The organism is Streptomyces sp. AJS327 (genome assembly GCF_013450295.1).
Taxonomy (GTDB): domain Bacteria; phylum Actinomycetota; class Actinomycetes; order Streptomycetales; family Streptomycetaceae; genus Streptomyces.
In genome coordinates this window covers 1-20,300 of the sequence record NZ_SKBR01000008.1, presented here as the reverse complement: position 1 = coordinate 20,300, position 20,300 = coordinate 1, and the positions used below count along the sequence as shown (strand labels likewise).

Sequence of the window (20,300 nt, the reverse complement as noted above, 5' to 3'; positions counted from 1 at the left end):
CGGTTCATGAGTTTTTGAGAGGTTCTGTTGTCGCCTGATGGTGTAGGTGGGGGCGGAATCTGCTGGTCCGCAGCCGGTTGTCTGTTGGTATGGCGGATTGAGTGAACGCATGCCGTGCCCAAGCGATTTATCGGACGAGCAGTGGTCGTTAATCGAGCTAGTGATCACGGCATGGAAGGATGGGCGCCGCTCGGTGAGCGGGTACCAGGGCGCTTACGCGATGCGGGAGATCGTGAACGCCATCCTCTACCAGGGCCGGACCGGGTGTCAGTGGGCCTGCCTCCCGCACGATCTGCCGCCGAAGAGCGCGACGTACTGCTGCTTCGCCGTGGAGGGACGACGGGACTGCCCAGGTTATCCATGAACTCCTGCGCTGCCAGGTCCGCGAGAGAGTCCGCCGCTCAGAGGCCGACCCTGGTGGTGCTGGACACGCAGAGCGTCCACGTGGCTGCCGACGTTGGGAGCCAAGGAGCCCCCCTCCGCGTGAGATGTGGAGGGGGGCTCTGGTGTTGCTGCTAAATCAGATGGCGGCCGGGGCCTTCTTGTACCAGTCTGTGATCGCCTTGGTCAGGTGTACAATATTCTGCTGACGCATGATCGGGGCCGAGGCATTCGGCTCGAAGTCCTCGTTCGCGTCCGTGGTACGCCAGATGCAGTCCTCGGTGACCGGGGCCGTCATGTGCCGATCGAGTCGCTTGAAGAACTCCTGGATGTCTCCGTCTTCGGCTCCGGCCTCCCGCAGATTGCGATAGACGCCACCCAGGACGCGGAGCATGCCCACCGAGCCCAGGAGTGAGGACTCACGCAGCCTCATGGCCTTGGTAGGGGGCGTCGGCGGCTCGTTCTTCTTCTTCTCGGAGAGCGAGGGGTCGTAGTTGTCCACGTCCTCCTCGGTGATCTCCGCAAGCGCGGTGAAGGCGATGGAGATGACGTCCAGGAAACCGCGGACGCTCTCGATTACCTCGTTGTCGGTCAGCGACTCGACCTTCTTGCTGACACGGCCACCGGGGCCGGCGATGACGGCCCGCGTGATGTCGGCGACGTGCTTGGCGCCCATCAGGTTGCGGTTGGTCAGGGTCATCCGGTCCCGTTCGATGTCGATCTTGCCGAGGAGGAGGGGGTGGGTGACGATGTCGCTGAGCGTGCGGTTGGCGATGCGCGAGGTGTCGAAGCGGGCTCGGACGGCACCGGAGATACCCTTGGCGTTGTCCGCGACGTCAACGAACATCTGTTGACCCTTGACGCCGTCGGACTCCACGTAGATGTCGATGCCGACGAACTCGTCCTTGAGCCGTTGCATTCGGCCGATCAGGGCCTCGCGGTCCTGCTCCAGCTTCGCCTTCTTGGCCTCGTTGGCGCGGAGTAGCTCCCGGTCGATGCGGGAGACTTCGTCCGTGATGCGCTTCTTTTCTAAGTGGACGCCGAGGATTCGATGCTGGCCGTCGATCGTGATCAGGCGTCCGATGCCACCGATGGACCACGGGACTGTGAGGTAGCCGACCGAGCCGTCTTCGCTGATCGGCTCGAAGCGGCAGCCGCCGGTGTCGCGGATGAGGAGGGCCGGAGCCACCCAGCCGGGGTTGTCGGCGAGGTACTGGCCGAAGCCCTTGGCGTGGTTGATGTCCACCTTGCGGTTGTCCGGGTCCGGCTTGGCCGGGTCGGGGATGGTGAGGATGACCGAGAGGTCGGCGAGTGGGATGCGCGTGGTGTAGACAGTTCGACCGCCCTGGCTGGTGCGGATCGCCAGGTAGGTGGACTCCTCGCGCACGAGGGAGAGGCGCGACGAATCGACAGTGATACTCAACGGTAACTTCCTTCGCAGGTAGGTGGCTTGCTATGCGACTCACTCAAGCACGAAAGGTGACTGCCGATCTAACTAACCATCAAATCTGCCTCGTAATCGAGGATTTAAGATGCAATACGCGCGCTCATCTGGTAGCCGTGGGTCGACGATGCCCGGGTGCCTGCATCCTGTATGTCGGTCTTGGTGTCATGAGCTAGTCAAGGAGCAGCCGCGGTGAACACTGGCAAGGTTTGCTCCCTTGGGAGCGGCACGGAGTCGGCCTGGTCGTGATGGGGCGCGTGAGTACCGTCCTACGCGCGCCCTACTCGGCGCACTCGGTCGTGAACGGTTCCCTCGGGCTCAATGAGGTGAACGACGTCGTGCTGGGCGAGTGAGGCCCGGGCCGCCCTGCTCTCTGGCCGTGACGACGAGTTCGTCGCCTGTGTCCTCAAGGGCTACACCGGCAAACGCTGGGGTGAAATCGTCGGCCTGGAGACGGAGTTCGTCCGACCCGGCGCGTTCCGCGTCGAGTGGCAGCTCTACGAGCTGGACTCTGGTGAGCTGATCCGCTGTCCGCCCAAGGACGACAGCTATCGCACCATCGATGCGATGGACTGGCTGACCGCCCTGGTCCTCAACCACATCGCCCGCACGAAGCCGATGCCCTGCCCCTGCCACGGAAGGACGTACGTCTTCCAAGGCCAGGGCACAGCCCATACCGGGGGGCATCACGGTGCGAAACTCGTCGATGTCGCACGCCTCGCCGGAGTCTCGACAGGCAGCGTCTCCAACGTCCTCAACCGCCCCGAATGCGTTGCGGACGCGACACGGGCACGGGTCGAGAAGGCAAGCACGGACCTGGGCTTCGTGCTCGGTGTAGCGGCCACCGAGCACGCGGCCCACTGGCGCCGCAACGGCTTCGCCACCTGGCTGTTCACTCCCGCCGCCTCCGGCTGGTACCCCAAGAGGGCACCCCAGGAGGCCCGCCCGATCCCCATCCTCGGCGAGCCGTGACCCGGGGTCCCAGCACGGGGACGAGGCGCCGCAGCACGGGCAAACGCATGCTGGCTGCCCATCGCCAAGGGCCTCACGCCCCACGGCCTCCGCCACAGCCACCAGACGATGATGGACGAACTCTGCACCGAGAAGGTCCTCAGGGACGAACGCATGGCCACATCGACGGCTCAGTCTGCGCCCGCTACACCCACGTCACCCCCCGGCATGCGGCGGCGCCTTATGGCCGGCCTCACCGAGCGGTGGGAAGCATCGTTGGACGCCCGCCGGAAAATGCATCCGAGATCGCCGGTCGTCGTCCTGGACCGGCTCCTGCAGGCGCGTGACCTCGCGCTGAGCGCATGATGGTCGGCGGACGCGCCCGATCCCTCCGAGTGGTTGGGCGTCCTTCTCCGACAAGGGGCGCGTCTGGTCCGGATTCCGTGATCAGATGCCCAAGCCATTCGCTGTACCCGCAGCGAACAGAAGGTTGCTTCGCCAGCCGACCCTGGCAGGGTGCTTCGATCTCTACAAGCCGGGGAAGACGCTCAGAAAGTCACGGACTCGCTGCCAGCCGACGGCGATCACGGCAGCCGCGAGGGCGCCGCCTGCGAGGAACCATCCAGCCAGCTCGTCTCCCACGCCGAGGCTGGGCAGAACCCGGTCCAGCACTGCTGCAGCGAACAGGGCTGCGACGATACCGCGCACGATCACGAACGACTCGTTGATCGCGCGGCTGCGCATCGAGACTGCTGTCGTGTTCTCAAGCGCGGTCTCCGGGAGCAGTACCGTGACCTGGCCACGGGCATGCTGCTCGCCGATCGTCGTTAGCATCTTCGCCAGATCGTCCAAAGCCGTCTTCGGTGCTTCTCCGTGAAGACCCTCAAGCGCATCGTGGAGTGCCCCGATGACGCGGGCGGCATGCCGGCGACCTGCCGTACGGCTGGACGACCGGCGAGGCATGCCGCCTCGCCACAGGTGGGACCGCCAGATGCTCCACTCGACGGCCCGGCACATCGTTTCTACGTGACCAATCCGGTCGACAAAGTCGGCAGGACCAGCCTTCTTGGCTTCCGCGCACCACCGAACCGCCGCACAGGTGCGCTGTGTCAACCAGAACTTGCGAAGCGCCCCCTTGTTCATGGTGCGCCACATCACCCAACTGGCAACGATCAGAATTCCTACCTGAGCCAGTGCGGCGAAGAAGGGATCACGTCCCGGAGCACCGTCGTCGGGCACCTTCCCCCACTGATGGAGGACATATGAGGCGACTGACTCGACACTGCCGAACCCATAGCCCTGGGTCAGGCTTCGGAGCACCCAGGCGACCAACGGCACGACACTCGCCATGACGATCATGCTCGTGATTGGAGCAACCACCCGCGAGTCAGCATGTAGCCCCAGGGCAGGCTCATTGCACGTTGCGCTCGGACGGTTTCTGGAAGTGCGTCCCTGGCGATGCCGAAGGACTCCATGGAACGCCACAGATTCCGGGTCTCCTTATCGAACCGGCGGTCGCTGACGCGGACTCGCCAGGCCCGGATATTGCGCCGACTCCTGCGGACGCTCAGACGAAACCTCACCCAGGGGCGGTATCGCGCTTGATGATGACCCTGGGCCGCTCCACTACTTGCTTGTGCTGTAGCCATGCAGGCGATGATGCAATCCGCCACTGACAACCAGGCGACTTATTTCGTCTGGTGCATGCGGTCAGATACTGCTGTTCTGAGACGCCGTCAGTGAGTCTCTATCGGGCCGTCGGCAAGACTGCTCTTCCGCAGAGCGCATAGACAACAGGACACGCGAACGCAAGGGCCAATCTTGCCAGCCCGTGATCTGCCCCGAACCGGGGCTTGCGGGGCGTCTGTGGCTCAGTGCTACGACTGGTCACGCATCTAGGTGTGGGTGTCACCGGAAGTGATACCCCTGGTTGTATCAGCCCCTGGCTGGTCCGCGGGGCCCTGGCCGAGTCCCGCCCTACCTGGGGATCGTCCGGCCTGATGCCATGGAGGAAGCGCAGGTTGGGACACCATCGTTGGGGGCGATGTGGGGACATCCACGCGATGGAAGGGACCGAACGGCGATCGGTGGAGCTCTGCCGGGAGGCGGCTGGCGCGCTGGCGGGAGGACTCGCGAAACGCGGATCAGCGGCTGGAGGAGATAGCGGCGGATCACCTGAGCGCCCTGCACGAGACGCTCCGTGCCGATCGATCGGCTTTCGGGTTGTACGACACGGCTTGCGCGGCCGGTGATCGGCTCGCCGCGGCCCTGGGGCCGCTGGCCGCCGAGGGTGCGGAGTCGGAGGACGCGCTCGTCGCACGTCTTGTCTCGGAGGTCGGTGGGGCCGGCGGCACACTCGCCGACGCCGCGGTGCGCAGGGGGATCGCCGCGGCAGTTCGCGATGTCCGGAGCAGACATCCCGAGCTGGACGACGCCATGAGCGGGGGTGCGGCCGACGGCGGCGGCTTCGCCTGGGACATCCTGTGCGATCTCTACCAGGTGTTCTTCGCCGACATGGTGGGGGAATTCCTCAGGTCCGTTGTCGCCGAGCACGTCAAGCTGGCGGTCCCGGTGCTCATCGCGACCGATCCGGAAAGCAGAATCGCCGAGTGGATCGCGGAGAAGGTGGTGGACCTGGTACCGAATCCCTGCGAGGAGTCCGCCGAAGCGACAGACCTTGCACAGGATGTGGATACCGCGCAGTCGGAGGTGGGCGATGTGCTGGATCCGTCGGCCGGACTGCCCAAGATTGCCGAATTACTGGTACCGCGGGCGGTCGGAAAGGTGCTTGGCCTGATCAGTGAGGAGATCACCGGAGAAGAGGGAGCTGTGGCGTGACCGATTCCGACCATTTCCTGTGGTGGCGCGGCCCCCGGGACGACCGACCTAGTGGCGACCGCTGGACGGAGATCGGCGTGGAAGCCTTCCAGGAAAGGGAGCGCCGCATCACTGGCCGGCACCATCTGCCCGGTCCTGTCCCCGACTGGGCCGAGGATCTGTTCCGCGTCGCCAGGGCTGCGTTCATCGCCGACAAGTACGCACGCCGGACCGGAGTACAGGACCGGTGGACTCGCCGCATCAGTCTCGCCGTTCCCGTAACAGAACACGAACGTTGGAGAAGCTCAGCTGCCCATACCCACCTCACTGCGTTCCTCCAAGTCCTCACCGGGGACATATGGAATGTGGATTTCCGGCCTCTTACCGGTCACTACGTCGAGGAGGCGCTGGTCTCTCCCGACGACCCGCGTGCCTCGGAGGTCGCCTTGTTCTCCGGTGGACTGGATTCGCTCAGCTGGGCCGCCACCCGTTCGCGCGCCGACGACTGCCGACCGCTGCTGCTCGTGATGTTCCGCGAGATTGGCCTGCTGCGTCTCCAGCAGCGGGTGTACAAGGCCGTCGAGCAACTGGACGTAGTACGGCCGGTGCTGCTGTTACCGATGAGCCAGACACCGGTGGGCGACGGCTCCGGGGCGCGGCTGGAGACCTCCTCCCGCACTCGCGGTCTGCTGTACGCGGCGGGCGCGATCCGCGCCGCCACCGCGCACGGGGTGGTCACCGTCCATATCCCCGAGAACGGCCAGCTCGCCCTCAATCCGCCTCTGACACCGGCGCGTTCGGCTGCTTGCTCCACACGTTCCGTGCACCCGTGGGCGCTGGGCAGTCTGAACGCCTTGGTAGCGGCAGTGAGCGACACCGAGAGCACGGCGCAGGTGGTCAACCCCTTGGCACAGTTGACGAAAGGCGAGGTGTGCAAGGCCGGACGTGATGCGGGCCTCACCCCGTCCGACCTGGAGTCCACCCTGAGCTGCGGTAAGCCGCCAACCCGCCGAAGCGGAGGCCCTCCCATCGCCAACTGCGGCGTTTGCTTCCCGTGCCTCGTGCGCCGCTCCGGGCTGCTCCACGCCAACGGCATCGACGGCACCCAGTACGAGGCATTGCCATGGGCGGACGGCCTACCGCTTGACCGGGGTGCTGACTGGCGCGCACTGCAGCGGTGGCTGCTCGGCCGGTACACCCTTACGGATGTCTTCACCGATACTCCGCTGCCGCCGGACACGGACCCGGCGCTGGCGTTCGATTTGATCAGGCGCGGACGGGGAGAGTTGGCCCGGCTACTTCAGATCGCGGATGCGACGGGGGCAGCTGACGCGGCGTAGGCGGCGCAGGAGAGATCTGGTCCGCACCAGACCGCCTTGGTGATCACGGGGCGACATCGTCGAGGTGTCCTGGACGCAATCCCTGCGCAGAGCGCCCACTGATATGGGTCAAGGCTTTTTCGCCTGCCCAATCGGATCGTGACGTGAGTCGCGAAAGCCCGGATACACCCCCTTGCCGACTGGCCGTCTTAAACCCCAAACGACGTGCACTTACCGAAAGTGCTTGAAGTCCGGGCGCACACCGTAGAGAAATCCCAAACGGCGTGCACCTGGCAGCGCGTGACTTACGTCTTCTACTGTCCTTCCTGAAGCCAGGGATCACCGGCTCACTCGTCCACTGGGAGATCCCACGACCTCAGGAAGGAAAGCCGTGCAGCTGAGGCTGATGTACGTGATCATCGCGATCCTCGCGGCGCTGGTCGCCGCTCTGGTCGGCAGCGTCGTGACCGTCGTCGAGGGAGGGCATCCCACGGCGGCCTTCAAGACCGGAGCACTGACCTTCGCTGGCTCCCTGTCGCTCCTTGTCGTAGTCATGGGTGCCTTGGGTGTGGTGGGCTCGTGAGCGACATCGGTGCCCTTGGAGGGCGCGTGCAGCTCGAGGATGCTTCCTCGCTCGACGAGATGCTCGTGAAGGTGCGCCGACACCGCATGCACCTCTCGCGACTGATGAACGCCCACGACTCGACTCGCCTCGTCCTCGGCCTGCTGTACCTGAGCCGGACCGCGCACTCCTCTCCCGGCACCGGCGTACCGACATGGTCGTGGTTGCTGGGGCAGCCGGCAGGGCGCGGTTCGGGAATCCGTGCTGCCGTGAGCAAGTGTCTGAGCCACTGGCTTCCCGCAGCCGACGAACAGGGCGCCGACGCGGGCACGAGGAGCCTGATGCCCGTTCCGCCTCCTGGTTCCGAAGGATCACTGCACGCTCTCGTCCAGGCCATCGGCTCTACCCAGCGGGTCGGCTCCCTACTCGACCAGTGTCTCCGCGATCTCTCGGCGGACCAGGCAGACGGCAGCCACTACTTCACGCCGGGTGACATGGCGCGTCTTATGGTCGGTGCGGCCGTGCCCCGCGACGGGCACAGAGTGCTGGATCCGGTCTGCGGTTCAGGGGGACTGCTTGTCGAGAGTCACCGCTACGTTCGCGAGCGCGTCGAACTGAACCCGACCATGTCCTTGCAGGGAAAGGAGCAGCACGCCCACACCTCGCAGGTGGCCCGCATGAACTTCGCGGTGCGGGGGATCACGGCTCACGTCTTCCCGCCCGGGGACAGCCTCGCGGAGCCCGAACCCGAGTCCCACGACATCATCCTGGCCAATCTTCCTTTCAACCAGCGTGGCTGGGCGCCGGAGGACAAGACGGAGCAGGGCGCCCACCGGTCGGGTCCCTCGGTCCCCGTCGATCCCCGGTGGCCGGAAGAACCGCCGTCCCGAGGGGCCGCCAACTCGGCGTGGATTCAGCACATCGCGCATGCGCTGGCTCCAGCCGGACGTGCCGTCTTCCTGATGGCCGACAGCACGGCCAACAGTAGACAACCCGTCACCCGAAGGCTTCGCGAACGCCTCCTGCGTGACGATCTCGTCGAGTGCGTGATCGCGCTGCCGCCTCGCGTGTTCGGTCACACCAAAGCCCCAGCCTGTCTGTGGGTGCTCAACAGGGACAAGAACGCGCGCCCCGGCTGGGGTGTCCTGGACCGTCGCCAGCGGGTGCTCTTCGTCAATGCGCGGCGAGCCTTCGAATCGGTCCCGGGATCGAGAGCACGGAGGCTGGGCGACAAGAACACGGCATTGATCCTCACCACCCTGGCGGTCTGGCGTGGCCTCTCCGAGAACGGTGCTGCGGTCGCGCCGTACAACGACGCAGCCGGCTGGTCCCGAAGCTGCTCCACGGAGGAGATCGCCGACCGCGGGTACAGCCTGATGCCGACTTCGTACGCCGTGGAGCCTCCCATCCCCGAACGGGACACACGGAGCCGGGTCGAGAAGCTGAAGCTCGAACTGGCCGATCAGTTCGACCAGATGCGCGGCCTGGAGCTGCGACTGATGGACGTCTTGGAGGAGATCTGATGGAAACCACTACCGACCAGATCGACTCGGGCAGCGCGGCTTGGCAGACGACCTCCATCGAAATCGAGCGGGCTCGCAGGAACATCTACACCACCTCCGGTTTCCTCGACGACGCGGCTGCCGATCAGACTGCAGGAGTCGTCAGCTCGACGTTCGTCCAGGACGGCAGGATCCTCTCGCCCAGGGCCAACGAATGTCGGCCGCGCGAATCCCCATTCAGCCGGGCAACCCTCAGGCAGGGCGACCTGGCCGTCGTCCTCGTCCGGCGGGTGGGCGATTCCGCACTGGTCACCGCCGAGCACGCGGGATGTACAGCGACCAGGTCGATCGGCATCATCCGCGCTGAGCCGCACATAGTGCGGTGGCTGCGTATCTGGCTACAGACGCCCACGGCGAAGGCCCACATCGATCAAGACGTGACGGCACACGTCGAGCCGACCATCAGCCTCGGCACTCTCCGCCGCATGCTGTTTCCGTTGCCTCCGCCAGACGTCATCACTGCATACCACCGAGCCTTCGGCCTCATTGAGGAGATGACCGCCCTCTACCAAGAGACCGCGCGCAAGGCGGTGGAACTGGCCGACGCACTCCATGACGACTGGGCCTCGGCGATTCCGCCGTGGGAGACACGGCCGCTTGCGAAGGTCGCCAAGCCGAAGACGGGCAAAGGATCCGAACGCTCACTTTCCCCGTTGCCCACAGAGCCCAGCACTGATGCAACCGACGTGATCGCCCCTAAAGATCTTTATGACCTCCCCGTGCCCCACGTCCAGAGGTTCCGTCTGAGTAGTCCAGCGAACGGCGTCGAGGCATGTCCTCCCGGCACCTTGATGCTGAGCGCCCGTTCTGACGGGGCACACATCGCTGTGCCGTGCCGACCAGCAATTCCTCTAAGAGGCGTCGTGGCCGTACGACCTATTGAGGACGGGGACGGTTGGTGGCTGCTCCACGAACTCAGGAGTAGGAGCGGCGACATCACGCGGTTGGCGCAGGGCCAGAACGGCCGGGAAATCTCCGCCGGCGCTCTCAAGCGCCTGGGGGTCACCTGGCCGGACCGGTTCACGCGCGCCGACTTCCACACGATGGCCGATCCTCTGCATGCCGTGGCGCGACTCTTGGTCGCCAAGATCACGACGCTGCACACCCTGCGAGACGCTCTCCTGCGCGACATCTCAGCGAAAGCCGGCTTCCTTCGGGAACCGACAGCCGAGCCGGAAATGCAGAGTGTTCCTGCTCCTCGCCCCACCGCGGGCCCCGCACCACGGGGTATGACCGGCAATGATCGGCCTGATCCGTGAACCTCGGCAGGAAGAAGCCGGGGGATACTTTCGGGTGGTGGGGTGCCGTTGAGCATTCTTGCCGCGTTCTAATTAGACCATCACGACTCATGAGCGAGTGCGGCGGCGATTCGTGACACGGCGGTGAGTGCTGCGAGTGGCACAGCGGCCAGCGGCACGGTGTGCTGGATGAGCTCAATGCCGGAGTGCCGGACGTGTGACCGACTGTTTCAGGGGCGTTCCTGACCCCCTGAGCTTCTCCAGGGTGGGGCTGCCGACCAAGTGCTGAGGCCACGATCTGCCAGCAAGGCGAACCGACGATTAGGCTTCACGGGCATGAGCCATGTCGTGATCCGGGAATGGGTGTGCTCCGTTGGCAAAAGGCAGCCAGCGGGCGGTGTGCCAAGGATTGTGGTACCGAATCGTCCGCGGGTGTACCAAGCGGATATGCGTCTGTCGTCGCTTGTCCTCGCGAATGCCCTGGCAACCTAGGTTCCCGGGATGCCTGGCTACCTTGCTCGACGTCATGAGCTGAACTTGCTTCTCAGCTGTCTTGACGATGAGGCCGGCAAGCCATTGATTCTGCGTTCTTCGAAAGCGCGTTGCACATCCGTCGTTTCATCAGCGAGTGCGTAGGCATGGGTCTGCTCACCGCTTCCGCCGAACAGCTCTACGCCTGGCGTGCGCACCCTCGCCGCATCGCCAACTTCGATGTCCTGCCTACTTATCTCGTCGGCCGGTTCGCCAGCCGCGGCATTCGTCCGGACCTGTTGTTCTCGTTGCCCGGGGGCGCGGTTGCCGACGAGGCGCGGGGACGGTCATGGAAGTCGGTTTCGAGCACCATCCAGAAGAGACAGCGCGACCGGCTGGACGAGATGCTGAGCTGGTCAATGGCCCACAAAGACCATCCGTTCATCATGAGCTGGTCCTGGATCACGCCGGTCGGTGTGACCGTAGACCTGTTTCATCTGCACGATGCCTCATGGCCAGTGCCAGTGAATTCAGAGCAGGAACAGCCGGTGGCGGTGACGATCTCCAGGGATTGCATACGACGCAGGGCGGTATCCGTACGCCAGCAGCGTCAGGCAGTCGAAGAATGCCAAGAGGTCGCCCTCTCCTGGAGGACGACGCCATCTTTGAAGCGCGGGAACCTGACCCGACACCCGTATCCGAGTTGATCCGGGGTGCCGAAGGGGAAGCTGCTGAACTGTCGGGGCATCTCTATGCCACCGCTCCGGTGCCTGATGGGGACAGAATGCCGCGCCTGTTCGGAGTGCCTGTTCGGGGAAGCTGGGTGCGAGCGGACTTGCTCGGCCCCTCTCCAGCCAGGTTCTTCCTCGGCGTTCCAGCCGAGCCGATTCCCCAGGACGCCGTTGGCGGCGGTTTTCAGCCAGACGACGCCACCTTCGACGCGCAGCTGAACGGTCAGCTGCTAGCGGTGGTCACGAAGTCGTCCGAGGAGCAAACCCCGAGCTGGGAGCAGGTCGAGGCAACTCTGCTCGGGCAGTGATGCAGGACTGAGGCTGAGACCTCGCGCAGCAGTCACGTTTGCTGCTTCGCAAGCTTCGAGGACGTCCTGAGCTGCACAGGATGTCAGGTCACGCACCCTCGTCTGGGAGACCCCGACCAAGACCTTCTCCCAGATTTCTCCCAAACGATCTCCAGAAACGATTCAGGGGCCTGACCCACAAAGTGGATCAGGCCCCTGACCTGGTGTTTCTTCTGTCGGGGTGGCGGGATTTGAACCCACGACCTCTTCGTCCCGAATTACGGGCGCTGTCAAGATCGCGGCGGGGGTGGATTCCTCTGACCTGGACTTCCGTGGGTAAAACACCTGGTCGGATGGGGTGTAAATGGTGGTGTTGCTGGGCGTGGTGACTGCTGCGCGACCCGGGGGGTACTTCTCAGATCCCTTTCACTTCTCCAAGATCACACCCAGTTCACACCCAGATTCGTGAGAAGTGCGGCAGAAGTTAGTGCAGGTCAGGCTAGCTACGGCGGTGGGGGGCGGTCCTGGGTGTGGACCGCCGACACCCAAGTTCTGAGCCCCCGCGAGCTGGCCGTCGGCGGCCACTCGGAGCCGGCTCGTCGGATCAGTAGCCGGCCCTGGCTGCCAGCTCGGGAGCGATCCGCGCGCACCGCGCGGCAACCGCCCACGAGGGCATCGCGCAGGTCGCGAGGATCAGTGGTCGGTGCGGGGGTGGTGTCCATGGTCACTGGCCTGACTGTAGCGGGCTGAGCCGGGGCGGGACGGGTACCTCGGGGTGCCGCATCTGGCCTCTTTGGCGTGACCGAGAGTCGACGTCACGCGTCAGCGCCTCGATAGGACGGACAGGGCACGGGACCCTTAGATGAGCCGGTAGCCTCACGGCGTGACTGTTGCAGGAACCGAGCCGCCCCCGACTGAGCATCTGCCCGCGGTGGCGGACGCGTACGAGCTCGGCGAGGTTCACTCGGTGCGGTATCTCGCTGAGGGCTTGCTGAACCGGAACTGGAAGCTCGACACCGACAAGGGCTCGTTCGCCCTCAAGGAAGTCGTCAATACACCGGTAGACAAGCTGCGCCGTAGTCTCACGGTGCTCAGTAGGCTGAAGACTGCTGGTCTCCCCGTGTGTGCCCCATACCTGAGCGTGACGTCCGAACCGCTCGTGACCATGGGACACCGGAGCTACTGCCTGCTTCCTTGGGTGGAAGGCGCGCACCGGCAAGGAGCTGAGCTTCACAGGAGCGAGGCACACGCGCTCGGATCGCTGCTGGGCCGCATCCACCGCGGCCTGGCCGACCCCGCCGTCCCGCTCGGGCACGTGGGCGAGCGGCCCAGGGCCAAGGGCACAGCGCCCGAGGCGGCGCTCGCCGAAGCTGATCGGTTTCTTGGCACGATCGCGCGGCTGGACGAGCCGGGCCTGTTCGACCAGGCGACGGAGCGCGCGTTGCATCAGCGCAAGAGGCTCATCGTCGAGCATGCCGATCAGCGCCCGGCGGACGACGCGCCCGCCGGGCCGTGGGGGTGGACTCACGGCGATTTCCAGCCCTTGAACGTGCTGTGGCGTCAGGGAACGGTCGCGGCCGTCCTCGACTGGGACCGCTTGGGCATTCGTCCGTATGCGGAAGAGGTCGTACGGACGGCGCAGGTCCAGTTCGGAACTGCCAACGGATATCTCGACCTCGACTTGGTGGCAGCGTTCGTGACCGGGTACCGGTCGCAGCGCGACCTAGCCGACGAGGATTTGGCGGATGCGGTCGAGCGGCTGTGGTGGAAGCGACTGACGGACTACTGGCAGCTCCAGTTCCACTACGACAAGAACGATTTCGGCGCCGATGCACTCTGGGAGTCGGGCGAGCGGCTGATTCAGTGGTGGACTGAGGAACGCGACACCGTACGTGTCGCGTTCCTCAGTCGCTGAGCACGGTAAAGCAGTTCATGAGGGGATGACTCTGGCGGCTGCGAGTTCCGGCAGGCATGGGCGCAGCAGCCGTTCGGCTCGATGATGGGTGTGCTGGCGCCGGACGTCGAGTTCGGAGTGCGTGAGCGCGCGAATGCGGGCGGCCCAACCTTCCGCAGTGGCATCGGCATCTATGAGTAGCCCGGGGTGTCCTACGGCTTCCGGGATTCCGCCCCGTCGGGATCCCAATGTGGGGAGTCCCAGGAGTTCGGCTTCCACGATGACGCGGGGGAAAGCGTCCTCGACGAGTGACGGCACAAGCAGAAGTTTGTGCCGGGCGTAGAGGCTGCCCATGTTGTAAGTGCGCGGCACGTACGTGACGTTGGGGTAACAGGTGAACTCGACGGAGGTGTCCCACCAGCCTTCGACCAACGTGAAATGCCGTTCTGGCATCTGTGCGATGAGCCGGTGCAGGAGTTCGGAGCCCTTGGCCGGCACCGGATTGACCATGAGCAGATCACGATCGCGGCGCAGGGACCGTCCCGTGGGGACGGTGAAGGGCGGGTAGAACAGCACGTTGTTCTGCGGCCCCTGAGTGCGACCGAGCACGAACTGCGAGGTCACCAGCGCATGGTCCGGTTCACCGTCCAGGACGTGCATGCTGGTCCTCGACACTGAGTGCAGCCAGCCAGCCACCTTGGTCCGTGCTCGCGCCAGGCGAACGAACTCTGCGGACCCTTCCTGTGAGGTGATGACGAGCTGTGGAGACAGGGCTTCGAGACTGCGCTCCAGCTCTGAGGCGAGCCGTTCGCGCGGGAGGGCGCGGACCAGGACGCCGTTCCAGGTGTAGGTAACCTCGTCCTTCGCGCCCGAGTGGGCGTACGGCACGCCGGTGTCGTCCAGGTGACGGAGCATGGACGTCATGTCCGATTCTTCACTCCACGGCGGTTCGTGGCTGGCCAGATACAGGGTGGTCCATCCGGCAGCGGCGAACTCCTCGGCGAGAAGTTGCTGAGATACCTCTGCTCCGCCGATGAAGAACGGCGGGGGGATGCGTCTCCAGACGAACACGACGGTGCGCTCCGGCGTCGTCACGATGCCTCCAGGCGGAAGAATCGCTCGGCGAACCGGGGCCGGCCGCTGCGCTGACGTAGGGGTGCGGCGACCGTCCAGGCGTAGCGCAGTGGGCGGTACAGCGCGGTGTCGGGCTGGAGCTGGGAGGCGTGCAGGCGGAGCAGGGTGAACTTGTCGAGCATTACCGGGGTGATGTCGTAGACCTCCTCGGTCAGGCTGTCGCCTACCCGTTCCCTGAAGAGTTGCTGATCGTCCACGGACAGGCCGTAGGTCGACCAGAAGGCGACGTCCTCCCAGAGCCAGCGGCACCCCAACCGCTTGGCCGCCTCGTGCACGAGCAGGTGATCGGGGTGGCGTGTGACCGCGGCGGGAGCGAGGAGTTCACCATCTCCCAGGTCTGCGAGGGCGTTCTCCAGGTCTTGTGTGACCTTGTTGAGGACTGCCGGGTCGTGTTGCGTGTAGGGGGGCCGCGCGTCCGCGTGGCCGAGCTGGAGGTGCCGGGCGGAGAAGACCCGGAGCGCTTCTTGCGCTTCGGCGGCCCGCAGTGTTGAGACGGAGGACTCGTCCGGGTACTGCTGACGTGCTGCACGGTGGACCGTGACGGAGCGGGTGAAGACCGTGATGACGGTGGTCGGTCGGGCCTGGTAGAGCAGCATGCCGCTCGCCGACAAGGCGAGGTCGTCGTGGTGCGGTTCGAGCACGATCAGCGGACGATCCGCCTGCTCGGGTCGTTGGATCAGGAAGCGGTCGCCGGTGAACGGCGCGGTCACGTCGATGACCGAGGTGTCACCGTCGCAGGCGCGGGCGTCTAGTAATTGCTGGTGACTGTGGTGGGCCTGGAGCAGAGCCTGGGGGAAGGTGTAGATGCCGTCAGCATCCGGTTCGGGAAGGTCGATCAGGGACACGGGGGCTGTCACCTCAGCGGACGGTGTTGTCGTACCAGCCCTGCCAGAAGCGGCGGGAGCGGAGAAAGAGCTGCGCGGTGACCGGGTTCGTATACCAGATCATTCGCCAGCTCGACCAGCTCTCGAAGCGGCGTGGTGAGGGCTTGACGCGCAGGTGGTCGATGGAAACGACAGGGGCTTGCGAGCGCTTGCCCAACCTGGTCAAGCGCCTGAAGAACTCCACGTCCTCGCTCATGTAGCGATCAGCGCGGTAGCCGCCGACGTTGTCGAAGGCGCTGCGGGTACAGAACTGGGTGACGCCCTGCGCGCCGCCTCGTATCGCCCGGATACCGCGCCACAAGCCGAAAAGCATCCGGGTCGCCGGCTTCGTCGGCTCGTACAGGGCGGGGATCGCGCCGCCCACGGTGGCGCCTGTGTCCATCGCCGTGACCACGGCGGTGATGCCGTCCTCCGGGAAATCGACGTCGGCATCGATGAAGATCAGGTAGCCGCCCTTCGCGTGGGCAGCACCGGTGTTGCGGGCATGGCCGATCCCGCGTACGGGTTCGGTGACAACGGTGGCGCCCAATTGCAGCGCGATGGCGGCGGTGGCGTCGTCGCTGGCGTTGTCCACAATGATGACTTCCGCGGTGTGCCCGCTGGCCTGTTCCAGGCGGGCCACGGAGGCCAGCACGGTGGGGAGGTAGGTCAGCAGGTACTTCTCCTCGTTGTAGGCGGGGATGATCACGGAGATCGCCGGATCGGTCATGTGTGGCCCTCCAAGGGAGCAGAGGCATGCGCGGTGCTGAAGGAGAGCGAGAGGCGTCGTCGCCACAGGGCCTCGTCCCGGCCCTCGCCTCGGCAGGCGTAGTACCAGCCGCGGACGCATTGCACGGTGGTCAGGTGGGCTAACAGGGCTGTGTCGACGGGGTGCGCGTACGCGGCAAGAAGCTGTTCCAGGTCGGCATTGGCGCAGGCGTCGGTGGTGACGGCGGTTTGCGCGAGGTCCCATTCCGGGACGGCGAGTCCGATTTCCTCGAAGTCGATGACCGCGAGTCCGTGTGAGTCGTGAAGCCGGTGGGTGACGATGTTGTGCAGGTGGAGGTCGCCGTGGCAAAGCACCGCAGGCCGGCCCGCTACAAGGCTGATCGCTTCAACGAATGCATCCGCCGTCGCGAGGCGCATCGATTCCGGTAGCCGAGCGGCGAGCGAAGTGAGGCGTTGCGCGAGGGGCGGCGCGGCGACCGCTGACTCGTACAGCGGAAGTTGGTGGAAGGCGGTCAGGAGTTCCCCAGCGTTGTTCAGCGCCGTCATGCGAGGCACCTGGCCTTTCTGCACGGCGTGGTGCAGATGGTGCTCGCCCATGTCTTCGGTGACGAGCGCGATGATGTCCGTGCCTGGAACGGCGACCCGTCCCGCGACGGCGGGAACAGAGAAGGTGGTGGGCAGTGAGCCGAGGTGCTGTAGGGCTTCGTCTTCTCGCTTCGCCCTCCAGCAGGCCCGGCCCCGGTACAGCTTGATGATCAGGCTGCGGGTCGACGGCTCAGCGGTGGTGATGCGGTAGACGGCTGAGCTGGGATTGTTCGTGAGTCTCTGCATGCTGCGGGGCCGGGTGCCGAGAAGTGTGCGGCACGCGGCGTGGAGAGCCGACGGTGGAGATGCCGTGCTCAAGCGGCTATCCGGAATCGCGGGGAGCTGATGCTGTGTTCACCAAGCCGGTCGACGATGCGCAGAGTCCGGGCCAGGGCAGTTCGGTACAGCCGCACATCGCTGGTGGGCGGGCAGTTGGTCAGCCAGGGCTTGGCACTGCCGACGAAGTGCAGAACCGCCGTGTCCGTTGCATACGGCGGACGGCTGGTGTAGCGGCGCGGCCAGTCGCTGCGTTCCAGGAACCGCGCGAGTTCGAACCGGTTGTAGCGGGCGTCGACCGACGTCACAGGTGCCGTGCCGGCGGCGGCCCAGAGGTTGAGGGCGTCCTGGTCGTTGTGGAAGACATACTGCTTCCCCGTCTGGAGCGCTGAGCGCACTCCACCGCGGATCGTGGTCAGGGCGCTGGTGGTGGTCCACCACATGCCGGCGTTGTAGTACGGCAGTCCGCGCAGCTCCGGCCGGTCATCGACCAGGCCCGGGAGTGCCTGCCCGCGGTAGCCGATGCGTGGATTGAACTCGTCAACGGTCAACCCGAGTTGGCCTTCGCGAAGGTGGTTGAGAGGGGCGGCCGGATCGTCAAGGACAAGTGTGTCGGCGTCGACGTAGATCAGGTACGGCCGCTCTACGAACTCTGGAGTGAAGGCGAACCGCAGATACGAGGTCACGCTGATGTAATCCGTGTCGGTCATGACCGCGCTGCGCGGCGGCGTGGCCCACCTCAGCCGGAAGGACCCGAAGCCGGCCCTGCGGACGACGTCCGCGAGCGTGGCCGCGTGCTGGCGCGTGAGGTCTAGCGTGAGTACCCGGATGGCGGCCTGCCCGCGTTCGGCTGGGCGCAGCGCCTCGGCGAGTGAGCCGACGGTGACCAGGCCAGGGAGCAGGTATTTCTCGTCGAGGCAAAAGCCATACGCGAGCACCGTCACCCACCCATCCCGTGCTGCTTGATCTCTTCGCGGGCCAGGCGGACCAGGTCATCGGTGCTTAGGTCGGCGTTGATCCGCACGACGTGCTTGGCGACCGGCTCGGCGAAGTGGCCGTAGAAGTGGGTGGCGAAGTCATCGGCGTAGTAAGGCCGCGGCACCTCGGGACGTGTTTGGCCCCGGCGGGCGAGCTGCTGGGGAGAGGCGATGAGCAGCAGGGTCAGGTCAGGGACAACCGCCGCCCCGGCCGCACACCGGGCCTGGACCAAGGTCCGCGCTGACGCTTCCGCGTTCAGGCCCCGGAGGCGACCGACCGCACGCAGGTGCGCGAGCGTGGTGTCGACACTGCGGTCCATGATCACCATGCCCGTACGGTTCACTGCGTCGGTGGCGAGGCGCAGACGCTCCTCCTCCACGGTCAGATGCACGCGCAGTGCCTGGAGAAGTTCCTCCTTGCTGTGAGCGAGCGGTCTGCCCAGCAGCGCCGGGTCCTTCGCCACGTGCTGATAGCAGCCGACTGTCTCCGTCGCCAGGCATTCTCCGAGGCTCCTGGCAAGCGTGGTCTTGCCGCTGTTGCTCACCCCCTCTATCGCGACGATCACAGGAGCGCTCCTTCCTCGGAGGCAACCGTCACGGGGGCGGGGGCGCTGTCGGTGGGTTGGAAGGCGTCCAGCCATGCGGCGGCGATCTCGGCGCGGGTCCCGTGCGGCACCTCATACAAGCCTGGCTCGTGTGGAAGGGTCACCAGCCGAGCAGCGGCAGCGATGATCTCGGCCTTGATCACATGGATGGCTGGGCCGATTGCGGATGTGTGCAGGAAGTTCACGGCGTTGCCGCTACCGAGCAGGCTGAACGAACGGCCGTCCCGCATGTACCGGGCAACGCCGGGAACCACATCATCCCGTTCGAACCCGCTGCGGGGCCTGACGAGGCCGGCCAGGTCGAACTCGTCGTCCGCCGACGTCGCTCCGGCAAGGAACGCGCCATCGTGCAGACAGGCCAGCTCCTCCATTCCGATCGCCCGGTTCCCTGTAGCGCTGAACACCAGCTCGGCCTGAGTCAAAGCGTCATGGAAGGCAGCGCGGCCGTAGCCGACCGCTACGGCCTGGGCCTGGCGGATGGGGTCGCGGTCATACACCACGACGCGGACATGCCGGGCATGCAGCGCCGCTGCGATCCCTGCGCCGATCTTGCCAAAGCCGAGCACAGTGGCCTGGCGTCCGGGCAACACCTCGCCCAGGCGACGCAGCAAGGTCTCCACCGAAAAGACGATCGCCTCACCGACGAGCCGGTCCTCGGGTTCCTTCAGCGGGCTGCGAGCCACGCTGTAGACAGGGCAGGCCAGGTCCGGAAGCGCGAGGTAACGGCGCAATCCGTTTTCGGTGTCTTCCACCACGCCACGGATGAGGCCCGGCAGCATCCGGCACACCTCGCTGAGAGCGGGAGCGAAGTACCCGCCGATGTCCACGAGGACCATCGGCCGTCCATCGGACCGGTCCTCCAAGTACGAGGCGAGCCAATCGGGGTCCGCAAAGCGGCCACGGTCGAGTGGGTCGAGTCGGTGGGTCTCCGACACCACATCCTGCGTGCGCCTGTCGGCTGACTTCGGCTTGGGCAGCACGGCACTGACCTCTGCAACCTGGCCGAGCGCCGGGAGGAAATTCATCTGGCCTGGGAGCAAGTGCGTGACTACCAGACTTGCAGCGTCGCCCCGGGGCAGCACGGACGCCAGTTCCGCGAAGAACGCGTCAGCTGCGATTGAGGGTGGGCGGGTCATAGATCTGATCGCCGAGCGCTGCGGAGGAGAGTGCTCGACTATCGAGGCGGGCTCTACCGTGGCGGTCAAGAGGTTCCTCCTGCTCGTAGTTCAGACGGCTGAGAACGGATTCGCGCGATGTGCGATTCGGAGTGGAGCCCCGTGTCCGGCCGTCGTGGCCGGCCCAGCCGGTCCCCGCGAGTTCGGCGGCGCGCTCACCGAGTCCGGCGCGGTAGGCGATGCTGCCGGGCACCCCCTCCGAGTGCGGCGGCCAGGCGGACTGGGTCCGCGCCAGCATCTCCTCGTCCGGATCGAGGATCAGGACGTGAACGCGGAGGTCATAACCCCTCCATATCGTG

At 65.7% G+C, this 20,300-nt stretch carries 18 protein-coding genes and 2 pseudogenes; 10 read left to right on the top strand and 10 right to left on the bottom strand.

The annotated features are described in order from the left end of the window. Positions 1–97 precede the first annotated feature (97 nt). Positions 98–459: pseudogene (locus E0L36_RS26800) on the top strand (transposase); the annotation flags it as partial. A gap of 61 nt (positions 460–520) precedes the next feature. Here the strand turns inward: E0L36_RS26800 and E0L36_RS26795 are convergent. Next, positions 521–1,804: a DNA sulfur modification protein DndB gene (locus tag E0L36_RS26795; protein ID WP_180931924.1), complete on the bottom strand. Its 1,284-nt coding sequence runs from the start codon at positions 1,802–1,804 to the stop codon at positions 521–523. A 378-nt stretch (positions 1,805–2,182) separates the two neighbouring features. Here E0L36_RS26795 and E0L36_RS26790 point away from each other — a divergent pair. After that, positions 2,183–3,142, top strand: a pseudogene (locus E0L36_RS26790) (LacI family DNA-binding transcriptional regulator); the annotation flags it as partial. 162 nt (positions 3,143–3,304) lie between these two features. Here E0L36_RS26790 and E0L36_RS26785 read toward each other — a convergent pair. After that, complete coding sequence (locus E0L36_RS26785) at positions 3,305–4,135, bottom strand: hypothetical protein (protein WP_180931923.1); 831 nt, start codon at positions 4,133–4,135, stop codon at positions 3,305–3,307. 687 nt (positions 4,136–4,822) lie between these two features. On the opposite strand from E0L36_RS26785, the gene E0L36_RS26780 reads away from it, so the two are divergent. The 8 genes from E0L36_RS26780 (at position 4,823) to E0L36_RS26745 (ending at position 13,678) form a co-directional block, all read left to right on the top strand. Then, positions 4,823–5,614 carry a hypothetical protein gene (locus E0L36_RS26780; protein ID WP_180931922.1) on the top strand — a complete coding sequence of 264 codons (792 nt, stop codon included), beginning with the start codon at positions 4,823–4,825 and terminating at the stop codon, positions 5,612–5,614. Further along, a complete protein-coding gene (locus tag E0L36_RS28400; RefSeq protein WP_180931921.1) occupies positions 5,611–6,933 on the top strand; it encodes a 7-cyano-7-deazaguanine synthase in 1,323 nt (440 codons plus the stop codon). Before E0L36_RS26780 ends, E0L36_RS28400 begins: the two co-directional genes overlap by 4 nt. A gap of 370 nt (positions 6,934–7,303) precedes the next feature. Then, positions 7,304–7,495 (top strand): hypothetical protein, encoded by a 192-nt coding sequence (locus tag E0L36_RS26770; RefSeq protein ID WP_180931920.1) that lies wholly within the window; start codon positions 7,304–7,306, stop codon positions 7,493–7,495. Continuing rightward, positions 7,492–8,997, top strand: coding sequence for an N-6 DNA methylase (locus E0L36_RS26765; RefSeq protein ID WP_308416962.1), 1,506 nt, complete (start codon positions 7,492–7,494; stop codon positions 8,995–8,997). The genes E0L36_RS26770 and E0L36_RS26765 overlap by 4 nt, the downstream gene beginning before the upstream one ends. After that, positions 8,997–10,295: a hypothetical protein gene (locus tag E0L36_RS26760; RefSeq protein WP_258016645.1), complete on the top strand. Its 1,299-nt coding sequence runs from the start codon at positions 8,997–8,999 to the stop codon at positions 10,293–10,295. The genes E0L36_RS26765 and E0L36_RS26760 overlap by 1 nt, the downstream gene beginning before the upstream one ends. 617 nt (positions 10,296–10,912) lie before the next feature. Beyond that, positions 10,913–11,452 (top strand): hypothetical protein, encoded by a 540-nt coding sequence (locus E0L36_RS26755; RefSeq protein ID WP_180931919.1) that lies wholly within the window; start codon positions 10,913–10,915, stop codon positions 11,450–11,452. A gap of 116 nt (positions 11,453–11,568) precedes the next feature. Further along, positions 11,569–11,784: a hypothetical protein gene (locus tag E0L36_RS26750; RefSeq protein WP_180931918.1), complete on the top strand. Its 216-nt coding sequence runs from the start codon at positions 11,569–11,571 to the stop codon at positions 11,782–11,784. Between the two features lie 862 nt (positions 11,785–12,646). After that, positions 12,647–13,678, top strand: a complete 1,032-nt coding sequence (locus E0L36_RS26745) for a phosphotransferase (protein WP_308416961.1) — start codon at positions 12,647–12,649, stop codon at positions 13,676–13,678. A 15-nt stretch (positions 13,679–13,693) separates the two neighbouring features. On the opposite strand, the gene E0L36_RS28395 is transcribed toward E0L36_RS26745, so the two are convergent. The 8 genes from E0L36_RS28395 to E0L36_RS27205 form a co-directional block, all read right to left on the bottom strand. Continuing rightward, a complete protein-coding gene (locus E0L36_RS28395) occupies positions 13,694–14,752 on the bottom strand; it encodes a glycosyltransferase (protein WP_180931917.1) in 1,059 nt (352 codons plus the stop codon). Continuing rightward, entirely contained in the window at positions 14,749–15,648 is a 900-nt protein-coding gene (locus tag E0L36_RS26735; protein WP_308416960.1) for a PIG-L family deacetylase, read from the bottom strand. The genes E0L36_RS28395 and E0L36_RS26735 overlap by 4 nt, the downstream gene beginning before the upstream one ends. 1 nt (position 15,649) lies before the next feature. Then, entirely contained in the window at positions 15,650–16,384 is a 735-nt protein-coding gene (locus E0L36_RS26730) for a glycosyltransferase (RefSeq protein WP_180931916.1), read from the bottom strand. Continuing rightward, complete coding sequence (locus E0L36_RS26725; protein ID WP_180931915.1) at positions 16,381–17,214, bottom strand: aminoglycoside phosphotransferase family protein; 834 nt, start codon at positions 17,212–17,214, stop codon at positions 16,381–16,383. Before E0L36_RS26725 ends, E0L36_RS26730 begins: the two co-directional genes overlap by 4 nt. Positions 17,215–17,282: 68 nt before the next feature. After that, positions 17,283–18,188: a glycosyltransferase gene (locus E0L36_RS26720; protein WP_308416959.1), complete on the bottom strand. Its 906-nt coding sequence runs from the start codon at positions 18,186–18,188 to the stop codon at positions 17,283–17,285. Next, on the bottom strand, positions 18,185–18,787 hold the full coding sequence (locus tag E0L36_RS26715) for a hypothetical protein (RefSeq protein WP_180931914.1): 603 nt from the start codon (positions 18,785–18,787) through the stop codon (positions 18,185–18,187). The genes E0L36_RS26720 and E0L36_RS26715 overlap by 4 nt, the downstream gene beginning before the upstream one ends. Further along, positions 18,784–19,851 (bottom strand): adenosylhomocysteinase, encoded by a 1,068-nt coding sequence (locus tag E0L36_RS26710; RefSeq protein WP_180931913.1) that lies wholly within the window; start codon positions 19,849–19,851, stop codon positions 18,784–18,786. Before E0L36_RS26710 ends, E0L36_RS26715 begins: the two co-directional genes overlap by 4 nt. 82 nt (positions 19,852–19,933) lie before the next feature. Further along, positions 19,934–20,300 (bottom strand): hypothetical protein (locus tag E0L36_RS27205; RefSeq protein ID WP_219637153.1); only part of this gene is annotated, 367 nt, incomplete at its 5' end.

What these genes read in the sequence shown, in the direction of transcription:
- E0L36_RS26785 (WP_180931923.1), bottom strand. Translation starts at nt 4,135, where the DNA reads ATGATCGTCATGGCGAGTGTCGTGCCGTTGGTCGCCTGGGTGCTCCGA.
- E0L36_RS26760 (WP_258016645.1), top strand. Translation starts at nt 8,997, where the DNA reads ATGGAAACCACTACCGACCAGATCGACTCGGGCAGCGCGGCTTGGCAG.
- E0L36_RS26755 (WP_180931919.1), top strand. Translation starts at nt 10,913, where the DNA reads ATGGGTCTGCTCACCGCTTCCGCCGAACAGCTCTACGCCTGGCGTGCG.
- E0L36_RS26730 (WP_180931916.1), bottom strand. Translation starts at nt 16,384, where the DNA reads ATGACCGATCCGGCGATCTCCGTGATCATCCCCGCCTACAACGAGGAG.
- E0L36_RS26725 (WP_180931915.1), bottom strand. Translation starts at nt 17,214, where the DNA reads ATGCAGAGACTCACGAACAATCCCAGCTCAGCCGTCTACCGCATCACC.
- E0L36_RS26710 (WP_180931913.1), bottom strand. Translation starts at nt 19,851, where the DNA reads ATGAATTTCCTCCCGGCGCTCGGCCAGGTTGCAGAGGTCAGTGCCGTG.